This window comes from Caldimonas manganoxidans ATCC BAA-369, from assembly GCF_000381125.1.
Taxonomy (GTDB): Bacteria; Pseudomonadota; Gammaproteobacteria; order Burkholderiales; family Burkholderiaceae_C; genus Caldimonas; species Caldimonas manganoxidans.
In genome coordinates, this window is the sequence record NZ_KB905931.1 from 166,350 (window position 1) to 183,463 (window position 17,114).

Here is a 17,114-nt window from a genome sequence, read left to right on the forward strand (position 1 = left end):
CCGCCATGCTGGCCTTTTACTCCGACCGTTTCGTGTTGCCGCTGCCGCCGGGGCATCGCTTTCCGATGGCGAAATACCGCATGTTGCGCGACCGCGTGGCCGCCGAACTGCCGGCCGTGCGCTTGGAGGAGGCGCCAGTGGCCAGTGAAGGGGAGCTGGCCTTGGTGCATACCCCGGCCTACATCGACGCCGTGTTGCAAGGCACGTTGAGCGCAGCGGCGCAGCGCGAGATCGGTTTTCCCTGGTCGCCGGCGATGGCCGAGCGTGCACGACGCTCGGTGGGCGCCACGGTGGCCGCGGCGCGGGCGGCGTTGACCGAGGGGCTGGCGGCCAACCTCGCCGGCGGCACGCACCATGCCTACGCCGACAAAGGCAGCGGCTACTGTGTGTTCAATGATGTGGCGGTGGCGGCCCGGCTGATGCAAGCCGAGTGGCATCGTCGCTGCCGGCGCCTGTTGCGCGTGGCCGTGATCGATCTGGACGTGCACCAGGGCAATGGCACGGCAGCCATTTTTCGAGACGATCCCACGGTCTTCACCCTGTCGCTGCATGGGGCGCGCAATTTCCCGTTTCGCAAAGAAGTCAGCGACCTCGATGTGGAGCTGCCCGATGGCTGCACCGACGGGCCGTATCTCGACGCACTGGAGCAAGCCTTGGCGGCTTTGTGGGCCGCACACGCGGACCATGCCCCGGGCCTGATCTTTTACCTCGCCGGCGCCGATCCCCACGAAGGCGACCGTCTGGGCCGGCTGAAGGTGTCGGCACAGGCCTTGGCCGAGCGCGATGCCCGTGTGCTGCGTGCGGCCGCCGAGCGGGGCATTCCGGTGGTCATCACCATGGCCGGCGGTTATGGCCACGATCTGGCCCAGACCGTGGCCATCCAATGGCGCACCTTGCAATTGGCCTGTGAGTACTGGCGGCGTTGGCCGCGTGCCCAGGCCCCATCCGAGGAGGACTTTCGGCATGAGCCGACCCCAGGCTGAACCCCGCCATGCGTATCGTCATTTCCTGCCCATCACCACCCGCTGGATGGACAATGACGTGTATGGTCATGTCAACAATGTCGTCTACTACAGCTACTTCGACACGGTGGTGAACGAGTACCTCATATCGAGAGGTGCTTTGGACATTCACGCCGGCGAGGTGATCGGCCTGGTGGTCGAGACCCAGTGCAATTACTTTGCCCCGTTGGCGTTTCCGCAGGGGGTGGATGCCGGGCTGCGTGTGGCTCATCTGGGCACGTCCAGCGTGCGCTACGAGGTGGGGCTGTTCGCGCAAGGCGAGCCGTTGACGGCCGCGCGCGGGCATTTCGTGCATGTGTACGTGAACCGCCATACGCGCAAACCGGTACCGCTGCCGGCATCGCTCGTGGCGGTGTTGGAGGCATTGCGATGACAGGGAAGGGCTCGTTCCCGGCGGTCGAAACCGACCGCCCCCCTGAGCGTGCGCGCATCCGTTTTCAGTTTTCACGGGGGATGGCGTTCAGCCGGTGCTCAGCCTGATCGGCGCGACGGCTTTCTACAATGGTCGCCCAGATCATCAAGGAGACCGTCGTGCACAAGGTGCTCGTGGCGCGCGCCACCTTTCCCGACATCATCGACCGCCTCAGGGCCTACTTCGAGGTGCAGGACAATCCCAAGGACGAGGTGTGGAGCCCTGAGGCATTGAGCCAGGCCTTGCAAGGCAAAGCAGGGGTGATCACCACCGGCAGCGAACGCATCGACGAAGCCTTGCTGGCGGCCCATCCGCAGCTCAAGGCGGTGTGCAACATGGCCGTGGGCTACAACAACATCGATGTGGCGGCGTGCACGGCGCGCGGGATCATCGTCACCAACACGCCGGACGTGCTGACCGAAACCACTGCGGATTTCGGTTTTGCCCTGATGATGGCTGCAGCGCGTCGCATCACCGAGTCGGAGCGCTACCTGCGTGCCGGCCAGTGGACGAAGTGGCGCTATGACATGTTCGTGGGGCCGGATGTGCATGGGGCCACGCTGGGTATCCTGGGCATGGGGCGCATCGGTCAGGCCATCGCGCGGCGCGGCGCGCATGGTTTTGGCATGAAGGTGATCTATCACAACCGTTCACGCCTACCCGCCTCGATCGAGGCGCAGTGCGCGGCGCGTTATGTCGACAAGGCCACTTTGCTGCGCGAGGCCGACCACCTGGTGATCGTCGTGCCGTACTCCCCCAGCTCGCATCACGCCATCGGAGCGGCCGAGCTGGCGCAGATGAAGCCTACGGCCACTTTGACCAACATTGCCCGTGGTGGCGTGGTGGACGATGCGGCGCTGGCCCAGGCCCTGCGGGATGGACGGATTGCCGCCGCCGGCCTGGACGTGTTCGAAGGGGAGCCGCAGGTGCATCCGCATCTGTTGGAGGTGCCCAATGTCGTCTTGACGCCCCACATCGCCAGCGCCTCGGTGGCCACGCGCCGGGCCATGGCCAGCTTGGCGGTGGACAACCTGATCGCCGCGCTGGGCTGTGGTCCGCAGGCGGGGCGTCCGCCCACGCCGGTGAATCCCGAAGTGCTGCGCGGTGCGGCCGGGCAGCAGGACTGAGCGAGACCATCAGACCATGGCATCGACCCTGTGGTGGCTGGCTGCGCTGGGCGTGGCCAATGTGGTGATGTTGGCCGTGTTGGCCTGGCGGGTCGTTGTCGCCGGGCGTGAGCCGGCGGCCAGCCGGGAGGACTTGTTCGCGCAGACGCGGCTGCAGGCCGAGGCCTTGTCGCGGCTGGAGCGCGAGCTGCGCGATGAACTGAGCCGCAGCGCTCAGGGCACGCGCCAGGAGCTCGGCGGCACGCTGGCCTTGTTTCAGCAGACGTTGCTGACCCAGCAAGGCGATGTGGCGCGCACCCAGAACGAGCAGCTCGATGGCTTTCGCGCGCAACTGGTGACCCTGCAGCAGCTCGTGGCCGACACATTGCGTTCGACCGCGGCGGCTCTGACGACCCAGGCGCAATCGGCCCGCGAGGCGCAAGACCTGGCCCTGCGGCGTTTTGCCGAGGGCTTGAACGAGCAGCTGCGCGCGTTGTCCGAAGCCAACGAGCGGCGCTTGGCCGAGGTGCGCCAGACGGTGGAGAGCCGTTTGGCTGCCTTGGCCGCAGACAACGAGAAAAAGCTCGAGCAGATGCGCCAGACGGTGGACGAAAAGCTGCACGCCACGCTGGAGCAGCGCTTGGGCCAGAGCTTCAAGCAGGTGGCCGAACGGCTGGAGCAGGTGCACCGCGGCCTGGGCGAGATGCAGTCGCTGGCCCAAGGGGTGGGGGACCTCAAACGGGTGCTGACCAATGTGAAGACCCGCGGTGTGTTTGGCGAAACCCAGCTTGCCGTCTTGCTGGAACAGGTGTTCACCCCCGATCAGTACGAGACTCACGTGGCGACCGTGCCAGGCAGCCGGGAGCGGGTGGAGTTCGCGATCCGTCTGCCGGGCAAGGGCGAGGATGGGGCGCCGGTGTGGCTGCCGCTGGATGCCAAGTTTCCGCGCGAGGACTACGAGCGTTTGCTCGCCGCGCAGGACGAGGCCGACCGCGAGGCCGCCGAGGCCGCGGCCAAGGCCCTGGAGCAGCGCATCCGCGAGGAGGCGCGCAGCATCGCGGCGAAGTATCTGGCGCCGCCTCACACCACCGACTTTGGCGTGCTGTTCGTGCCCACCGAGGGCTTGTATGCCGAGTTGCTGCGCCGTCCCGGCCTGGTGGAAGCGCTACAGCGTGAGCACCGCGTCATCCTGGCCGGCCCCACCACCTTGCTGGCCATGCTCAACAGTTTGCAGATGGGCTTTCGCACCCTGGCGCTGGAGAAGCGTTCGTCCGAGGTGTGGAAGGTGCTGGGCGCGGTCAAGACGGAATTCGGCAAGTTCGGCGAGGTTTTGGCCCGTGTGAGGGATCAAACCCAGACGGTGCTCAACACTTTGGACAAGGCCGAGACGCGCACTCGCCAGATGAGCCGAGCACTGCGCACGGTGGAGGCGCTGCCCGAGGCCCAGGCTGCTGGCGTATTGCCGCAGGACGCGCTGGACGACCGGGACTGATGCGGTGGGGGCGTCACCGTGGCGCACGACGTGCGGCGCGGCTGAGGAAGCGCCCCACATCCACGGCGTCGCGCAGGCCGCCTTCCAGCGGGCAAGGGGTTGCGGTGATCCAGGCTGCCACGGTACGGCCGGCCAGCAGGGACCAGGTGATCCCGCGTGAGCCCAGCCCGGTGCAGACATACAGCCCTGGCCGGCGCGGCAGGTGGCGTGGCTGGCCGGCGCGTCGGCCCAGGGCGGGCAGGGCGGTCAGCTCGGGCAGAGGGCCCAACAGGGGCAGGCGGTCGGGCGTCATCGCGCGCCAACCGACCCGGCCGTCCAGCCGGGCCGCATCGACCACGGGCGGCTTGAGGCCCAGGCGGGCCAGCTGGGCCAAGTTGTGCGCGTGGTCTGTGGCGCGCACGGTGGGGTCCTCGTCGCCGGGCTGGCTCGAGGCACCACACAGCGACCAGCCTTCGTGAGCGGGCAGCAGATAGCCGCCGGCGGCCACCGGCACGCGAGGCAGGACCAAGCCGGGCAAATCGGCGGGCAGCCGGGTGATCTGACCGCGCACCCGCTGGAGCGGCCAGGGGAAGTCGGGCACGAGTGCGGTCGCTTCGAAACCATTGGCCAAGACGACCACCTCTGCGCGAGCGGCCATGCGGCCCGCGGCATCGATCACGGCCCAGCCATCGGCATCGGGCTGCAGTGCACGGATCTCCAGCGGGCCGCGCCAGCGCACGGCCGCTCCCGCCTCGGCCAGCAGGGCATGGACCAGATCGGCCGGTCGCAGCCATCCGCCGCCGGGGTAAAACCAGGCCGGGCGGTCCAGCGGCAGTCCGCTGAGGGCCCGGGCATGGGGCACATCCAGGGCCTGCACATAGTCCGGCGGCAAGCCCAGGCGGTGCAGCAGGTGTTGCATCGATGCGAACGGACCGTCGTCGGCACGCAGCAGTCCGTCGAAGCCTCCGCTCAGGCCGTGGCGCTGGCGCAGCCAGGGCAGGTTGGCTTGCAGGCACAGGGCGGCGGCACGGTGCAAGCGGGCGTGAGCCCCGTCATCGGGCAGCACGATGCCGTGGAACAAGCCTCCTGGGTTGCCGGAGGCGCCTTGGGCCGGTCTGGGATGGCGGTCGATGAGCTCGCAGTGCCAACCCAAGGCGGCCAGCGCATGGGCCACACTGGCGCCAGCCAATCCCCCGCCCAGCACCACGGCGCGACGTTCGCGCACTGCCAGGGGGGCTTCGGCCGCGGGCGGCGGGGGGGTGTAGCGCGGCGCGAATCGCGCCACCGTCATCTGACGTTTGCCTGCGAAGCCCGGTGCGCGTTCCACCTCGAAGCCTGCCCGAGACAGACCTTCGCGCACGGCGCGAGCTGCGCTCCAGGTGGCGGCGGTGGCGCCGGGGGCGGCCAGCCGGCCCAGGCTGCGCATCAGGCCTTCGCTCCACATCTCCGGGTTGCGATCGGGCGCAAAGCCGTCGAGATAAAACGCGTCGGCGCGCAGCCGCAGTTCGGGCAGCAAGGCTGTGGCGTCTCCGAAGGCCAGGATCAGTCGTACCCGTCCGTCTTCGAAATCCAACCGATGGAGATTGGGGGTCAGCGCTGGCCACTGCGCCTGCAGCCTGGCGGCCAAGTCGCGCAGCGGATGGGCCGCCAGCACACGCGCCAAGTCTTCACGCGTCAGGGGGTGTTTTTCGATCGAGACGAAGTGCAGCCGATCGCAGCGCCGGGGATCCTCGCGCCAGGCGGCCCAGGTGGCCAGAAAGTTGTTGCCCAGCCCAAAGCCGGTCTCCAAGATGGTGAAATCGGGCTGGCCGGCCCAGCGCCGCGGCAGCCCGTTGCCCGCGAGGAACACATGGTTGGCCTGTGCCAGCGCTCCGGCGCGCGCGTGGTAGATGTCGCCAAAGGCTGGAGCAAACGGCACACCCTCACGCAGCTCGACCCGGGCAGGCTGGATGGGCTGGGTGTTCATGCGCGTCTCAGGGGGCTGCAAGCAAAAAGCCGGCCTCAGGCCGGCTCTTGGCATGGACGGCGAAATTCACACCCGCTTGCGGTATTCGTGCGTGCGGGTATCGATTTCAATCTTGTCGCCCTGGTTCACGAAGATGGGCACTTGGATTTCGAATCCGGTGGCGATCTTGGCCGGCTTCATCACCTTGCCGGAGGTGTCTCCCTTGACCGCCGGCTCGGTCCAGGTGATTTCGCGCACCACCGTGGTGGGCAGTTCGACGGAGATGGCCTTGCCTTCGTAGAACACCACCTCGACCTCCATGCCGTCCTCCAGATAGTGGAGGGCATCGCCCATGTTCTCGGCTTCCACCTCGTACTGGTTGTACTCGTTGTCCATGAACACGTACATCGGATCGGCGAAGTAGGAGTAGGTGCACTCCTTCTTGTCGAGGATGATCTGGTCCATTTTGTCGTCGGCCTTGAAGACGACTTCGGTGCCGGAGTTGTTCAGCAGGTTCTTCAGCTTCATGCGCACGGTGGCGGCGTTGCGGCCACCGCGGCTGTATTCGGTCTTGAGCACGACCATCGGGTCCTTGCCCTGCATGATCACGTTGCCGGCGCGGATTTCCTGTGCAGTCTTCATGGTGAATCCCTCTTGTGGGGGTCGGTCCTGGTCTGGAGTGGGAATCTCGGGGTGCCAACACGGCCGGGTTCGAAGGGGCTGATGCTCAAGGGCCTCGTGCCTCGATCACGGCCCTCGGTCACGACCCTCAGTCACGGCCCACAGTCACGGCCCACAGTCACGGCCGACCGATCGCGCGAGGCGTGCGCACCCGGATACCGCAAAGCCTCTTATTCTACCCTGAGCGCGCCTTCGAAGTTCGCGCGAGGTCCAGCAACTGGGTGCTCAAGTCCGCTTGCCTGGCTAGGGTCTCACACCACCGTGCCGCATGGGCCCGCCAGACCGTGGGGGCGGGCCAGCGCGAGGGATGCAGTGCGCCCAGCTCGGCCGACAGTCCGTTCCACGCGCGCCACAAGGCTCGCAAGGCGGCAGCCGTGCCCGGATCGGCGCCCTCCAGATAGCGGTCGAGGAAGGCTTCGAGCTTGAGGGCATGGGCGGCGTCGCTTTGGGGGTAGATGTGCCAAATGAACGGTCGGGCCGCCCATTGGGCCCGAACGAAGGAATCCTCGCCGCGCACCACATTCAGATCGCAGGCCCACAGGAGCTGGTCGAATTCCGTCTGGGTCAGGGCGGGCAGCCAGTGCAAGCGCAAGGCACCCACCGTGTCGGTGTGGCCTTCGCGCGGGGCGTGGCCAAGCAATGCCGCGACTTGCCCAGCGGCCTGCCCCGGGGTGACCAACAGCAGCGTGGGCTGCTCGGTCAGCGCTTCGAGCCAGAGGCTCAACCGCGGGTTGTCGTAGCAAAACAGCGAGACGACCCGCTCCTGCGGGCGCACCGTCAGCCCTTGCCGCGCCAGCCAGGCTGCACCATCGAATGCGGCGCGGCGCTCCAACAGGCCCGGCTCGCGCAACAGACCGCCGGTGCGGGAGGTGAACCCGGGATAAAAGAATCGCTTGACCAGGCCCGCCCCCGGAGGGTGCCAGCGCGGCGAGGGCAGGCCGTGCGAGCGTTCGACATAGTCTTCGGCGCTGAGATATTCCAGATTGATCCACACCGGTGCCGGGCGGCACGAGGCCATGCGCTCGATGTAGGCCTCGGGCGGGTCGCAGCCGAAGGCCTCGACCACCACCTCGGCAGGCTCCACGGCGCACCAGGGCTCACGCCAAGGGCGCACTTCCACGCCCGGGCAACCGTGCGGGGCCATCCAGTCCAGGGCGGCGGGCTCGTCGACCCACAGCCGCACTTGCTGTCCTCGGCCGGCCAAGTCGGCTGCCAGTCGCCAGCACACCCCAATGTCACCGTAGTTGTCGATGACGCGGCAGAAAACATCCCAACGCATCCCGACATTGTGAGCTCGGCGGCACAATGCCGCCATGAGTGCCGATGTCACGACAGAATCCGCCCCACCGATGCAGCCGGCGCCGCGCGATCGCCTCTTGGCCGAGGTGGCTGCCCTGCCCAGCCTGCCCGGGGTGTATCGCTACTACGATGCCCAAGGCAATGTGCTTTATGTGGGCAAGGCCCGCAACCTGAAGAAGCGGGTATCGAGCTACTTTCACAAAAACCATGAGGGCACGCGCATCGGCCACATGGTGTCGCGTATCGCGCGCTTGGAGACGACCGTGGTGCGCAGCGAGGCGGAGGCCTTGTTGCTCGAGAACAACCTGATCAAGACGCTGCATCCGCGCTTCAACATCCTGTTCCGCGACGACAAGAGCTATCCCTACCTGAAGATCGCTTCGCATGCGTTTCCGCGCTTGGCCTACTATCGCGGCGCGGTGGACAAGAAGCACCGCTACTTCGGCCCCTACCCGAGCGCCTGGGCGGTGAAGGAATCGATCCAGTTGCTGCAAAAGATCTTTCGGCTGCGCACCTGCGAGGACACGGTGTTCAATCACCGCACCCGGCCGTGTTTGCTCTATCAGATCAAGCGCTGCTCGGGCCCTTGCGTGGGCCTGATCAGCCCCGAAGACTACGCCCGTGACGTGGCCCATGCCGAGCGATTTTTGCAAGGCGAACAGCAGGGGGTGATCGACACCTTGCAAGCCCAGATGATGGCGCATGCGCAAAAGCTGGAGTTCGAGCAGGCGGCGGAGATTCGCAATCAGTTGGGCGCACTGTCGCGGGTGTTGCATCAGCAGGCCATCGACACTGGCAGCGACCGCGACGCCGACATTCTGGCCGTGAAGGTGCAAGGCGGGCGTGCCTGCGTGAACCTGGCGATGGTGCGCGGGGGGCGCCACCTCGGGGACCGGGCTTACTTCCCAGCCCATGTGGAGGAGGCTGCGGCCGTGGCGGTGGACGACGACGAGGCCGCGCAGGCCAGTGCCAGCCCATCGGTGGAGACGCAGGTGTTGGAGGCCTTCATCGCTCAGCATTACCTGGACGGCGGTGTGCCTCCCCTGCTGGTGGTCAGTCATCCGGTGGACAAGGCCTTGCTGGAAGCGCTGTCGGCACAGGCCGGTGTGAAGATCACGGCCATGCACCAGCCACGCGAGCAGCGCCGCGCGTGGCTGGAGATGGCGGTCCAGGGCGCCGAGTTGGCGCTGGCGCGGCTGCTGGCCGAGGAAGGCTCACAGCAGGCACGCACCCGGGCGCTGGTAGAGGCCCTCGATCTGAACCCCGAAGATCTGGATCGTTTCCGCATCGAATGCTTCGACATCAGCCACACCGCGGGGGAGGCCACTCAAGCCGCTTGCGTGGTGTACGAGAACCACAAGATGCAAAACGCCCAGTACCGGCGGTACAACATCGAAGGCATCACCCCCGGCGACGACTATGCCGCGATGCGCCAGGTGCTGCTGCGTCGCTATGGCAAGCTGGCCGAGGCGGCCGATGCAGGCCAAGCGCGATGGCCCGACCTGGTGCTCATCGACGGCGGGCGCGGCCAGGTGGCCGTCGCGCGTGAGGTCTTCGAGGAATTGGGGCTGGACATCGGATCGATCGTCGGCGTCGAAAAAGGAGAAGGTCGCAAGGTCGGCTTGGAGGAGCTGGTCTTCGCCGACGGCCGGCCCAAGATCGCGCTGGGTCGGGAGTCGGCGGCGCTGATGCTGGTGGCGCAGATCCGTGACGAGGCTCATCGCTTTGCCATCACCGGCATGCGTGCGCGGCGTGCATCGGTGCGCACGGGGGGGTCCAAGCTCGAAGACATTCCCGGCATCGGCCCCAAGAAGCGGGCTAGACTGCTGCAACGCTTCGGCGGTCTGCGTGGGGTGGCTCAGGCCAGTGTGGACGATTTGGCCACGGTGGAGGGCATCTCGCGCGAACTGGCCGAAGCGATCTACAAGGCGCTGCATTGAGACCGCCGCTCTCGTCGCAATGAGGAGAACCTGCATGAAGCCCTGCCGACACCGTCGACTCCGTCTGTGGGCGGCACCGCTGCTCGTCGGCGCCGTGCTGCTGGGCTGTTCTCCGGCGCCCAGGGTGCCCGCACCGCCGCCGGTGCCCACAGAGCCGCAGCCGGCCGTGTCGGTGCCCGTGGAGACCCGCGCGCGCCACTGGGACGACTACCGGCTGCGCGCGGCACGCCGCATCGTGGCGGCCAATCCGCAGGGCGTGTACCTGGATCGGCCGCCGGACGTGCTGCTGGCCATCCCGGTGCTGGCCATCGATCTCAATGCCGACGGCAGCGTGCGGCGCATCGAGGTGTTGCGGTATCCCGGGCAGGCCCGCGACACCACCCAGTTGGCCATCGACGCCGTGCTGCGGGCCGCGCCGTTTGGCAGCGTGGCGCATCTGCCGCGTCCTTGGCGGTTCAATGAGACGTTTTTGTTCCGAGACGACCGGCGCTTCAAACCCCGAACGCTGGACTGAGCCACAATCGCGCCCATGTTTTTCAATCTACCCACTCTGCTGACTTGGGCCCGCATCGTGGCCATTCCGCTCATCGTGGGGGTGTACTACCTGCCCTCTTTGGACGTGGCCACGCGCAATCTGGCTGCGGCGGTGCTGTTCATCATCTTTGCGTTCACCGACTGGGCCGACGGCTGGCTGGCGCGCCGCCTGAACCAAACCTCGGCGTTCGGAGCCTTCCTCGATCCGGTGGCCGACAAATTCTTGGTGTGCGCATCCTTGCTGGTGCTGGTGGAACTCGATCGGGTGGGCGCGTTGATTGCGCTGGTCATCATTGGTCGAGAAATCGCCATCTCGGCCTTGCGTGAATGGATGGCCAGCATCGGTGCGTCGCGCAGCGTGGCCGTGCACATGCTGGGCAAGCTCAAGACCGGCACCCAGATGGTGGCCATCCCCTTTCTGCTCTACGATGGCGTGATCTTGCGCGTGATCGACACCCGGCTGTGGGGCACCGGGCTCATCTACCTGGCGGCGATCCTGACCCTTTGGTCCATGGTCTATTACCTGCAAAAGGCCTTGCCCGAGATCCGCGCGAGGTCGTGAGCAGGCGCCGCAGGGCCGGTGCCTGAGCATGCGCCTGGCCTGGTGTTTTCGTGCGCGTCCGACGCGCCGGCTTCGTGGTGGCGCGTGTGGGCCGCCGTCAAGGCCGGCGTGGCCCTGCGGGCGTGGGGCGGTGGTGGGTCGTGCGCAGCCACGGTGGGTCGGCCAGCCAACGCATGAGGTGATCTTGCAGCAGACGCAGCCGCCAGGGCAGTGGGGCGCCGGGTGAGCGCGGCCGCGCCACCCAGTGCACATCGGCGTCCATCATGGCGTAGTCGGGCAACACCTGCACGAGCCGGCCATCGGCCAATGCATCGTGCACATCCCACAGCGAGCGCAGCATCAAGCCGCGCCCGGCCAGCGCCCACTCTCGCACCACCTCGCCCGAATTGCTCGACAAAGGGCCGCTGACCCGCACGGCCACCTCGGCGGGGCGCCGGCGACGGTGGAGGGCCGTCAATCGCCACGTGGCATAGTGGCTGTCATGCTCGCGCACCACCAGACAGGCGTGTTGGGCGAGGTCGGCCGGTTCCTGCGGGACGCCGCAGCGGCGTAAATAGTCCGGGGAGCCGACGACGATGCGCCGGTTGTGCGCCAGACGACGCACAATCACCCCAGATTCGGGCGGACGCCATAGCCACACGGCCGCATCGAAGCTGGTGCTGGCCAGGTCCGGCCAATGTTCCATCAGGTGCAACTGCACGTCCACCGCCGGGTGCTGCGCCTGAAAGTCGGCCAGTGCGGGGGCCACCCACCGCCGGCCGAAACCGAAGCTGCTGACCAGGCGGATGAGTCCCCGTGGCTCGCCGACGCGCTCTTGCAGCGCGTCTTCCAATGCCGCCAAGCCCGCCCGCAGCTCGCGTGCGCGGGCGCAGAACAGCTCACCCTCGTCGGTCAGGCCCAGTCGGCGGGTCGTGCGATGGAACAAGCGCAGCTTCAGCCGCGCCTCCAGCGCAGCCAAGCGCTTCGAGACGGCCGGCGGCTCCATTTCCAAGGCGCGCGCCGCCGCGGCCAGGCTGCCGTGTTCGGCCACGGCCAAGACCAAGTGCAAATCCCGGTGTTCGATCATCTGGACGGCTCGTCGGATTGATGCCTGGATGGAAACAATATCTTGCCTCATCGTTTCTTGTGGGGCCGGTGTCGCGGCCCCACAATGCGCGGCATGTTCGACGGCTACAGTCATTGCGAAGTCACGACATCCGGGGCGCGCATCGCGGTGTGGCATGCCGGGGCCGGGCCCACGCTGGTGCTGTTGCATGGGCACCCCCAGACCCATGTGATGTGGCATCGAGTGGCCGATACGCTGGCTCGCGAGTTCAGTGTGTTTGCGCTGGATTTGCGAGGCTATGGCGATTCATCGCGCTTGCCGGCGCATCCCCAGCACCTGTGGCACAGCAAGCGTGCCATGGCGCAAGACGTGGTGGAGGTGATGGCGCATTTCGGTCAGCGCTGCTTTGACGTGCTGGCGCATGATCGGGGCGCGCGCGTGGCGCACCGACTGGCCCTGGACCACCCTGATCGTGTGCGCCGACTGATGCTGTTGGACATCGCGCCGACGCTGGCGATGTATGAGGGCACGACGCGTGCCTTTGCCCAAGCGTATTGGCACTGGTTTTTCTTGATCCAGCCTGCGCCGCTGCCCGAACGCATGATCGAGGCCGACCCGGGTTTTTATGTGCGTCAAGTGATGGGGCAGCGCACTGGCGGCTTGTCGTTGTTTGCGCCGCAAGCTTTGGCGGCCTACGAACGTGCCATGCAGCGCCCGGGCTCGGCGGCCAATGTGTGCGAGGACTATCGCGCCTCGGCCAGCATCGACCTGGAGCATGACCGCCAAGACCGTGCGGCGGGGCGGCGCTTGGCCCAGCCGCTGCGAGTGCTGTGGGGGAGCCACGGCACCGTGGGGCGATGCTTCGACGTGTTGCGCTTGTGGCGCGAGGTGGCCGAGCACGTCGATGGGCGGGCGTTGGAGGCCGGACACTACCTGGCCGAAGAATGCCCGGACGAGGTGCTGCGCGAGGCCCTGCATTTTTTCAAGGAGAACGAATGATACCCCCATCGACCGCGAGCAAAGCCCGCATCGCCGTGATTGCCGGCGATGGCATCGGCAAGGAAGTCATGCCCGAAGGGCTGCGCGTGCTGGATGCGGCAGCACGGCGTTTTGGCATTGCCTTGGAAGTCGATGAGTTTGATTTTTCGAGCTGGGACTACTACGAGCGCCACGGCAAGATGCTGCCCGACGATTGGAAGGACCGCATCGGCGGGCACGACGCGATCTTCTTCGGTGCGGTGGGCTGGCCCCAGAAAATCCCCGACCATGTCTCTCTGTGGGGTTCGTTGCTGAAATTCCGTCGGGAGTTCGATCAGTACATCAATCTGCGACCGGCTCGGCTGATGCCCGGCATCCGCTCACCGCTGGTGCGCCGCGATGGCAGCCCGCGGGCCGCCGGCGAGATCGACATGATGATCGTGCGCGAAAACACCGAGGGCGAATATTCGTCGGTGGGGGGGCGCATGTACGAAGGCACCGAGCGCGAGATCGTGATCCAGGAAACCGTCATGAGCCGCATCGGTGTGGATCGTGTGCTGAAATTTGCGTTCGATCTGGCGCAGTCGCGTCCGCGTCGCAAACTGACCTCGGCTACCAAGTCCAACGGCATCGCCATCACGATGCCCTATTGGGACGAACGGGTCGAGGCCATGAGCCGTCGGTATCCCGATGTGAGCGTGGACAAGTTCCACATCGACATCCTGACGGCCCATTTCGTTCAGCGGCCCGAGCAGTTCGACGTGGTGGTGGCCAGCAACCTGTTCGGCGACATCCTCAGCGACCTGGGGCCCGCCTGTACCGGCACGATCGGCATCGCGCCTTCGGCCAACCTCAATCCCGAGCGGCGCTTTCCCTCACTGTTCGAGCCGGTGCATGGCTCGGCGCCAGACATCGCTGGGCGTCGTATCGCCAACCCCATCGGGCAGATCTGGTCGGCGGCGATGATGCTCGATTTCCTCGGTCACCGCGGGGCGCACGATGCGATCCTGAGGGCCATCGAGCGCGTGCTCGAGCCCTCCAGCGGCGCGCCCCGCACCCCAGACCTCGGAGGAACGGCCCACACCGAGGACCTCGGCCGAGCCGTGGAGCAAGCCTTGCGCGAGGTCTGAGCCCGACGTGGGCGTTAGGCGCACAACCCCTTGTCAAGACGAGATTTCACGCGGATCTTTCATTCGTGAAGCAACGGCAAAGCGCATAGAATCCGCTTCCGCGCTTGACACGCTGGAGGGCCGTCGCTGTAATGGACGCGCAGCGTTTGCAGTCGCCCAATCCACCATCACAGCGTCATGCGCAATCGCGGCGCCGGGATCCATATCTTTCGTGTGAGACACCTTGAGAGGGGGTTTTCGTGAACAAGACTGAACTCATCGAGCACATCGCCAAGCAAGCCGACATCTCCAAGGCCGCGGCCAGCCGCGCCCTGGAAGCCATGATCGGTGGTGTGCGGACCACCCTGAAAAAGGGCGGGACCGTCTCGCTGGTCGGATTCGGCACTTTTGCCGTGACCAAGCGTGCCGCTCGCACCGGGCGCAATCCGCGCACCGGGGCCACCATCAAAATCAAGGCGGCCAAAGTGCCGAAGTTCCGTCCTGGCAAGGCTTTGAAAGACGCTCTGAACTGACACCGGCGGCGTTTCTTCTTCACCCCGGGTGCTTAGCTCAGTTGGTAGAGCGGCGCCCTTACAAGGCGTAGGTCGGGGGTTCGAACCCCTCAGCACCCACCACGGTTCATCCGGTTTCATCCCCGGGGCTGCGCTAAAATGAAGCTTCCCGTGCCGTGAAGCCCACGGCGCGCGGCTCCGGATCCACCGACAGGACTCCCAAGGCGAACCGAGGTTCGCCTTTGTCGTCTTTGCGGGCGGTTCATCCTTTGGCGGCGCGCTGGCCGCCCACTCACGAGGTCTGTCCGATGTTCGATGCCATCCGCAACAACTCTCGCGTCTTGTTTCTGGTGTTGTTGCTGCTGATCATCCCGTCCTTTGTCTTCTTCGGGCTAGACGGCTACACCCGATTTCGCGAAGGTCGCCAAGTCGTCGCGCAAGTGGGTCGGCTGGAAATCACCCAGTCCGAGCTCGATGAAGCGCATCGCCGCTCGATCGAGCGCGTGCGTCAGCAAATGCCCGGCGTGGACATCGCGATGTTCGACACCCCGGCCATGAAGCAAAGCACGCTGGAGTCCCTGGTGCGTGAGCGGGTGCTGGCCTTGGCGGCCGATCAGCAGCACCTGGTCACGGGCGACGAGCGGGTGCGCCGCATTTTCCGCACCGATCCGCAGTTCGAATTCCTGCGGCGGTCCGATGGCACGGTCAACCAAGACATCCTGAGTGCCCAGGGCATGAGTTCCGAGCAATTCGCCGAGACCTTGCGCCGGGACCTGTCGCTGCGGCAGGTGATCGGCCCGGTGGCGGTCAGCGCCGTGGCCGGGACGACCGCGCGCGACCAGGCCCTCGACGCCTTCTTGCAAGCGCGCGAAGTGCAGTGGAAGCTGTTTGCCGCCAAGGACTTCAGCGCACGCGTCCAACCCACCGACGAGGAGCTGCAGGCGTACTACAAAGACCCGGCCCACGCCTCCCAATTCCAATCGCCTGAATTCGCCACGGTGGAATACCTCGTGCTCGACCTCGAGGCCGTCAAGCGTGGGCTGACCGTCTCCGACGAGGACCTGCGCAAGTACTACGAGGAAAACATCTCGCGCTACTCCACTCCCGAAGAACGTCGCGCGAGCCACATTCTCATCAAGACCGAAGGTGTCTCGCGCGAGCAGGCCCGTGCTCAGGCCCAGCAGTTGTTGGACCAGCTCAAGGCCCGCCCCGAAGCCTTCGCCGATATGGCGCGCCAGCATTCGCAGGACCCGGGCTCTGCGGCACAAGGGGGGGATCTGGGCTTTTTCGGCCGCGGTGCGATGGTCAAGCCTTTCGAAGACGCGGTGTATGCACTCAAGCCGGGTCAGCTCAGTGAGCTGGTGGAGACCGATTTCGGCTTCCACATCATCCGCCTGACCGAAGTGCGCGGCGGTCAGCGCAAGCCCTTCGAAGCGGTGCGCGCCGAGATCGAGGATGCCGTGCGCAGCCAGCTCGCGCAGACCCGCTTTGCCGAGGTGGCCGAGCAGTTCAGCAATCTGGTGTACGAACAGCCCGACAGCCTCCAGCCCGCGGCCACTGCCTTGGGGTTGCAGGTGCGCAAGGCCGAGCGTGTCCAGCGTCAGCCCGCCAGCGGCACCGAAGGTCCTCTGAGCAACGCGCGCCTGCTCGAGGCCTTGTTCAGCGCAGACAGCATTGCCAGCAAACGCAACACCCAGGCCATCGAGGTGGGCCCAGGCCAGCTGGTCTCGGCCCGCATCGTCGAACACTCGCCGGCGCGCACCTTGCCGCTGGAGGAGGTGCGCGACCGGGTGCGCGAGCGCGTGGTGGCCCGCAAGGCCGCCGAGCTGGCGCATCAAGAAGGCCAGGCCAAATTGGCGGCTTGGAAGGCATCTCCCGAGTCGGCCAGCTTGGAGGCACCCAAGACCGTCTCTCGGCTGAACGCCGCTGGCTTGCCCTCGCGGGTGCTGCGTGCGGCCTTGGCCGCTGCGGCCGATGCGTTGCCGGCCTGGGTCGGCGTGGATCTGGGCGACGAGGGCTATGCCGTCGTGCGGGTCAACAAGGTGCTGGGGCGCGATCCATCGCCAGCGGGTGAACCGCTCAAGGCACAGTACATCGATGCCTGGGGGGCTGCCGAAGCGCAGGCTTACTACGCCTCGCTCAAGGAACGTTTCAAGGTCAAAGTCCAGACGGTCTCGCGTTGAGAACGTTCAAGCCGAGGCGGCTGGACGGGGCCGCGATTTCGAGCTTATAATTTCAGACTCTTTGGTGGCTGTAGCTCAGTTGGTAGAGTCCCAGATTGTGATTCTGGTCGTCGTGGGTTCGAGTCCCATCAGCCACCCCAAGTTCTGAGAGTCAAAGGCCTTCGAGAAATCGGGGGCCTTTGTCCTTGGAGCCATGCGCTGTCATAATACGCAGCGTTCGAGGCGGGTGTAGTTCAATGGTAGAACGCCAGCTTCCCAAGCTTGATACGAGGGTTCGATTCCCTTCACCCGCTCCACCGGATTCAAGGGCCGCCT

Annotated in this window: 15 protein-coding genes and 3 tRNA genes; 14 read left to right on the forward strand and 4 right to left on the reverse strand. The window is 66.3% G+C overall.

Annotated elements, in window-relative coordinates; all coding sequences use genetic code 11:
* Positions 1-5: 5 nt before the first annotated feature.
* The 4 genes from F615_RS0102825 (at position 6) to F615_RS0102840 (ending at position 4,032) form a co-directional block, all read left to right on the forward strand.
* On the forward strand, positions 6-983 hold the full coding sequence (locus F615_RS0102825; protein WP_019559659.1) for a histone deacetylase family protein: 978 nt from the start codon (positions 6-8) through the stop codon (positions 981-983).
* Complete coding sequence (locus F615_RS0102830; protein WP_019559660.1) at positions 964-1,395, forward strand: acyl-CoA thioesterase; 432 nt, start codon at positions 964-966, stop codon at positions 1,393-1,395. The genes F615_RS0102825 and F615_RS0102830 overlap by 20 nt, the downstream gene beginning before the upstream one ends.
* A 128-nt stretch (positions 1,396-1,523) precedes the next feature.
* Positions 1,524-2,561: a 2-hydroxyacid dehydrogenase gene (locus F615_RS0102835; protein WP_019559661.1), complete on the forward strand. Its 1,038-nt coding sequence runs from the start codon at positions 1,524-1,526 to the stop codon at positions 2,559-2,561.
* A 16-nt stretch (positions 2,562-2,577) separates the two neighbouring features.
* Positions 2,578-4,032 carry a DNA recombination protein RmuC gene (locus F615_RS0102840; RefSeq protein ID WP_019559662.1) on the forward strand — a complete coding sequence of 485 codons (1,455 nt, stop codon included), beginning with the start codon at positions 2,578-2,580 and terminating at the stop codon, positions 4,030-4,032.
* Positions 4,033-4,045: 13 nt separating this feature from the next.
* Here F615_RS0102840 and mnmC read toward each other — a convergent pair whose 3' ends face one another.
* From mnmC to earP, 3 genes are all read right to left on the reverse strand, one after another.
* Positions 4,046-5,977 carry a bifunctional tRNA (5-methylaminomethyl-2-thiouridine)(34)-methyltransferase MnmC2/FAD-dependent 5-carboxymethylaminomethyl-2-thiouridine(34) oxidoreductase MnmC1 gene (mnmC, locus tag F615_RS0102845; protein WP_019559663.1) on the reverse strand — a complete coding sequence of 644 codons (1,932 nt, stop codon included), beginning with the start codon at positions 5,975-5,977 and terminating at the stop codon, positions 4,046-4,048.
* A gap of 66 nt (positions 5,978-6,043) precedes the next feature.
* Positions 6,044-6,598, reverse strand: coding sequence for an elongation factor P (gene efp / locus F615_RS0102850; protein ID WP_019559664.1), 555 nt, complete (start codon positions 6,596-6,598; stop codon positions 6,044-6,046).
* A gap of 214 nt (positions 6,599-6,812) precedes the next feature.
* A complete protein-coding gene (gene earP, locus F615_RS0102855) occupies positions 6,813-7,916 on the reverse strand; it encodes an elongation factor P maturation arginine rhamnosyltransferase EarP (protein WP_019559665.1) in 1,104 nt (367 codons plus the stop codon).
* A gap of 70 nt (positions 7,917-7,986) precedes the next feature.
* On the opposite strand from earP, the gene uvrC reads away from it, so the two are divergent.
* Genes uvrC through pgsA form a run of 3 tightly spaced genes read left to right on the forward strand, consistent with a single transcriptional unit; the run spans position 7,987 to position 10,972 of the window.
* Complete coding sequence (gene uvrC / locus F615_RS0102860) at positions 7,987-9,876, forward strand: excinuclease ABC subunit UvrC (RefSeq protein ID WP_019559666.1); 1,890 nt, start codon at positions 7,987-7,989, stop codon at positions 9,874-9,876.
* Positions 9,877-9,910: 34 nt separating this feature from the next.
* Positions 9,911-10,390 (forward strand): hypothetical protein, encoded by a 480-nt coding sequence (locus tag F615_RS0102865; protein ID WP_019559667.1) that lies wholly within the window; start codon positions 9,911-9,913, stop codon positions 10,388-10,390.
* A gap of 15 nt (positions 10,391-10,405) precedes the next feature.
* Complete coding sequence (gene pgsA, locus F615_RS0102870; protein WP_019559668.1) at positions 10,406-10,972, forward strand: CDP-diacylglycerol--glycerol-3-phosphate 3-phosphatidyltransferase; 567 nt, start codon at positions 10,406-10,408, stop codon at positions 10,970-10,972.
* A gap of 97 nt (positions 10,973-11,069) precedes the next feature.
* On the opposite strand, the gene F615_RS17645 is transcribed toward pgsA, so the two are convergent.
* Positions 11,070-12,038, reverse strand: a complete 969-nt coding sequence (locus F615_RS17645; protein WP_019559669.1) for a LysR family transcriptional regulator — start codon at positions 12,036-12,038, stop codon at positions 11,070-11,072.
* 93 nt (positions 12,039-12,131) lie between these two features.
* Here F615_RS17645 and F615_RS0102880 point away from each other — a divergent pair, with 93 nt between their 5' ends.
* The 7 genes from F615_RS0102880 (at position 12,132) to F615_RS0102910 (ending at position 17,095) form a co-directional block, all read left to right on the forward strand.
* Positions 12,132-13,016, forward strand: coding sequence for an alpha/beta fold hydrolase (locus tag F615_RS0102880; protein ID WP_019559670.1), 885 nt, complete (start codon positions 12,132-12,134; stop codon positions 13,014-13,016).
* The gene (locus F615_RS0102885; protein ID WP_019559671.1) at positions 13,013-14,125 is read left to right on the forward strand and encodes a tartrate dehydrogenase; all 1,113 of its coding nucleotides are present in this window, start codon (positions 13,013-13,015) and stop codon (positions 14,123-14,125) included. Before F615_RS0102880 ends, F615_RS0102885 begins: the two co-directional genes overlap by 4 nt.
* A 239-nt stretch (positions 14,126-14,364) precedes the next feature.
* Positions 14,365-14,637, forward strand: coding sequence for an HU family DNA-binding protein (locus F615_RS0102890; RefSeq protein WP_019559672.1), 273 nt, complete (start codon positions 14,365-14,367; stop codon positions 14,635-14,637).
* Between the two features lie 26 nt (positions 14,638-14,663).
* A tRNA-Val gene (locus tag F615_RS0102895) sits at positions 14,664-14,739 on the forward strand.
* A gap of 185 nt (positions 14,740-14,924) precedes the next feature.
* Positions 14,925-16,799 (forward strand): SurA N-terminal domain-containing protein, encoded by a 1,875-nt coding sequence (locus F615_RS0102900; RefSeq protein WP_019559673.1) that lies wholly within the window; start codon positions 14,925-14,927, stop codon positions 16,797-16,799.
* A gap of 64 nt (positions 16,800-16,863) precedes the next feature.
* Positions 16,864-16,939, forward strand: a tRNA-His gene (locus tag F615_RS0102905).
* An 82-nt stretch (positions 16,940-17,021) separates the two neighbouring features.
* Positions 17,022-17,095: transfer RNA gene (locus F615_RS0102910), tRNA-Gly, on the forward strand.
* Positions 17,096-17,114 lie beyond the last annotated feature (19 nt).

What these genes read in the sequence shown, in the direction of transcription:
- F615_RS0102825 (WP_019559659.1), top strand. Translation starts at nt 6, where the DNA reads ATGCTGGCCTTTTACTCCGACCGTTTCGTGTTGCCGCTGCCGCCGGGG.
- F615_RS0102830 (WP_019559660.1), top strand. Translation starts at nt 964, where the DNA reads ATGAGCCGACCCCAGGCTGAACCCCGCCATGCGTATCGTCATTTCCTG.
- F615_RS0102835 (WP_019559661.1), top strand. Translation starts at nt 1,524, where the DNA reads ATGGTCGCCCAGATCATCAAGGAGACCGTCGTGCACAAGGTGCTCGTG.
- F615_RS0102840 (WP_019559662.1), top strand. Translation starts at nt 2,578, where the DNA reads ATGGCATCGACCCTGTGGTGGCTGGCTGCGCTGGGCGTGGCCAATGTG.
- mnmC (WP_019559663.1), bottom strand. Translation starts at nt 5,977, where the DNA reads ATGAACACCCAGCCCATCCAGCCTGCCCGGGTCGAGCTGCGTGAGGGT.
- efp (WP_019559664.1), bottom strand. Translation starts at nt 6,598, where the DNA reads ATGAAGACTGCACAGGAAATCCGCGCCGGCAACGTGATCATGCAGGGC.
- earP (WP_019559665.1), bottom strand. Translation starts at nt 7,916, where the DNA reads ATGCGTTGGGATGTTTTCTGCCGCGTCATCGACAACTACGGTGACATT.
- uvrC (WP_019559666.1), top strand. Translation starts at nt 7,987, where the DNA reads ATGCAGCCGGCGCCGCGCGATCGCCTCTTGGCCGAGGTGGCTGCCCTG.
- F615_RS0102865 (WP_019559667.1), top strand. Translation starts at nt 9,911, where the DNA reads ATGAAGCCCTGCCGACACCGTCGACTCCGTCTGTGGGCGGCACCGCTG.
- pgsA (WP_019559668.1), top strand. Translation starts at nt 10,406, where the DNA reads ATGTTTTTCAATCTACCCACTCTGCTGACTTGGGCCCGCATCGTGGCC.
- F615_RS17645 (WP_019559669.1), bottom strand. Translation starts at nt 12,038, where the DNA reads ATGATCGAACACCGGGATTTGCACTTGGTCTTGGCCGTGGCCGAACAC.
- F615_RS0102880 (WP_019559670.1), top strand. Translation starts at nt 12,132, where the DNA reads ATGTTCGACGGCTACAGTCATTGCGAAGTCACGACATCCGGGGCGCGC.
- F615_RS0102885 (WP_019559671.1), top strand. Translation starts at nt 13,013, where the DNA reads ATGATACCCCCATCGACCGCGAGCAAAGCCCGCATCGCCGTGATTGCC.
- F615_RS0102900 (WP_019559673.1), top strand. Translation starts at nt 14,925, where the DNA reads ATGTTCGATGCCATCCGCAACAACTCTCGCGTCTTGTTTCTGGTGTTG.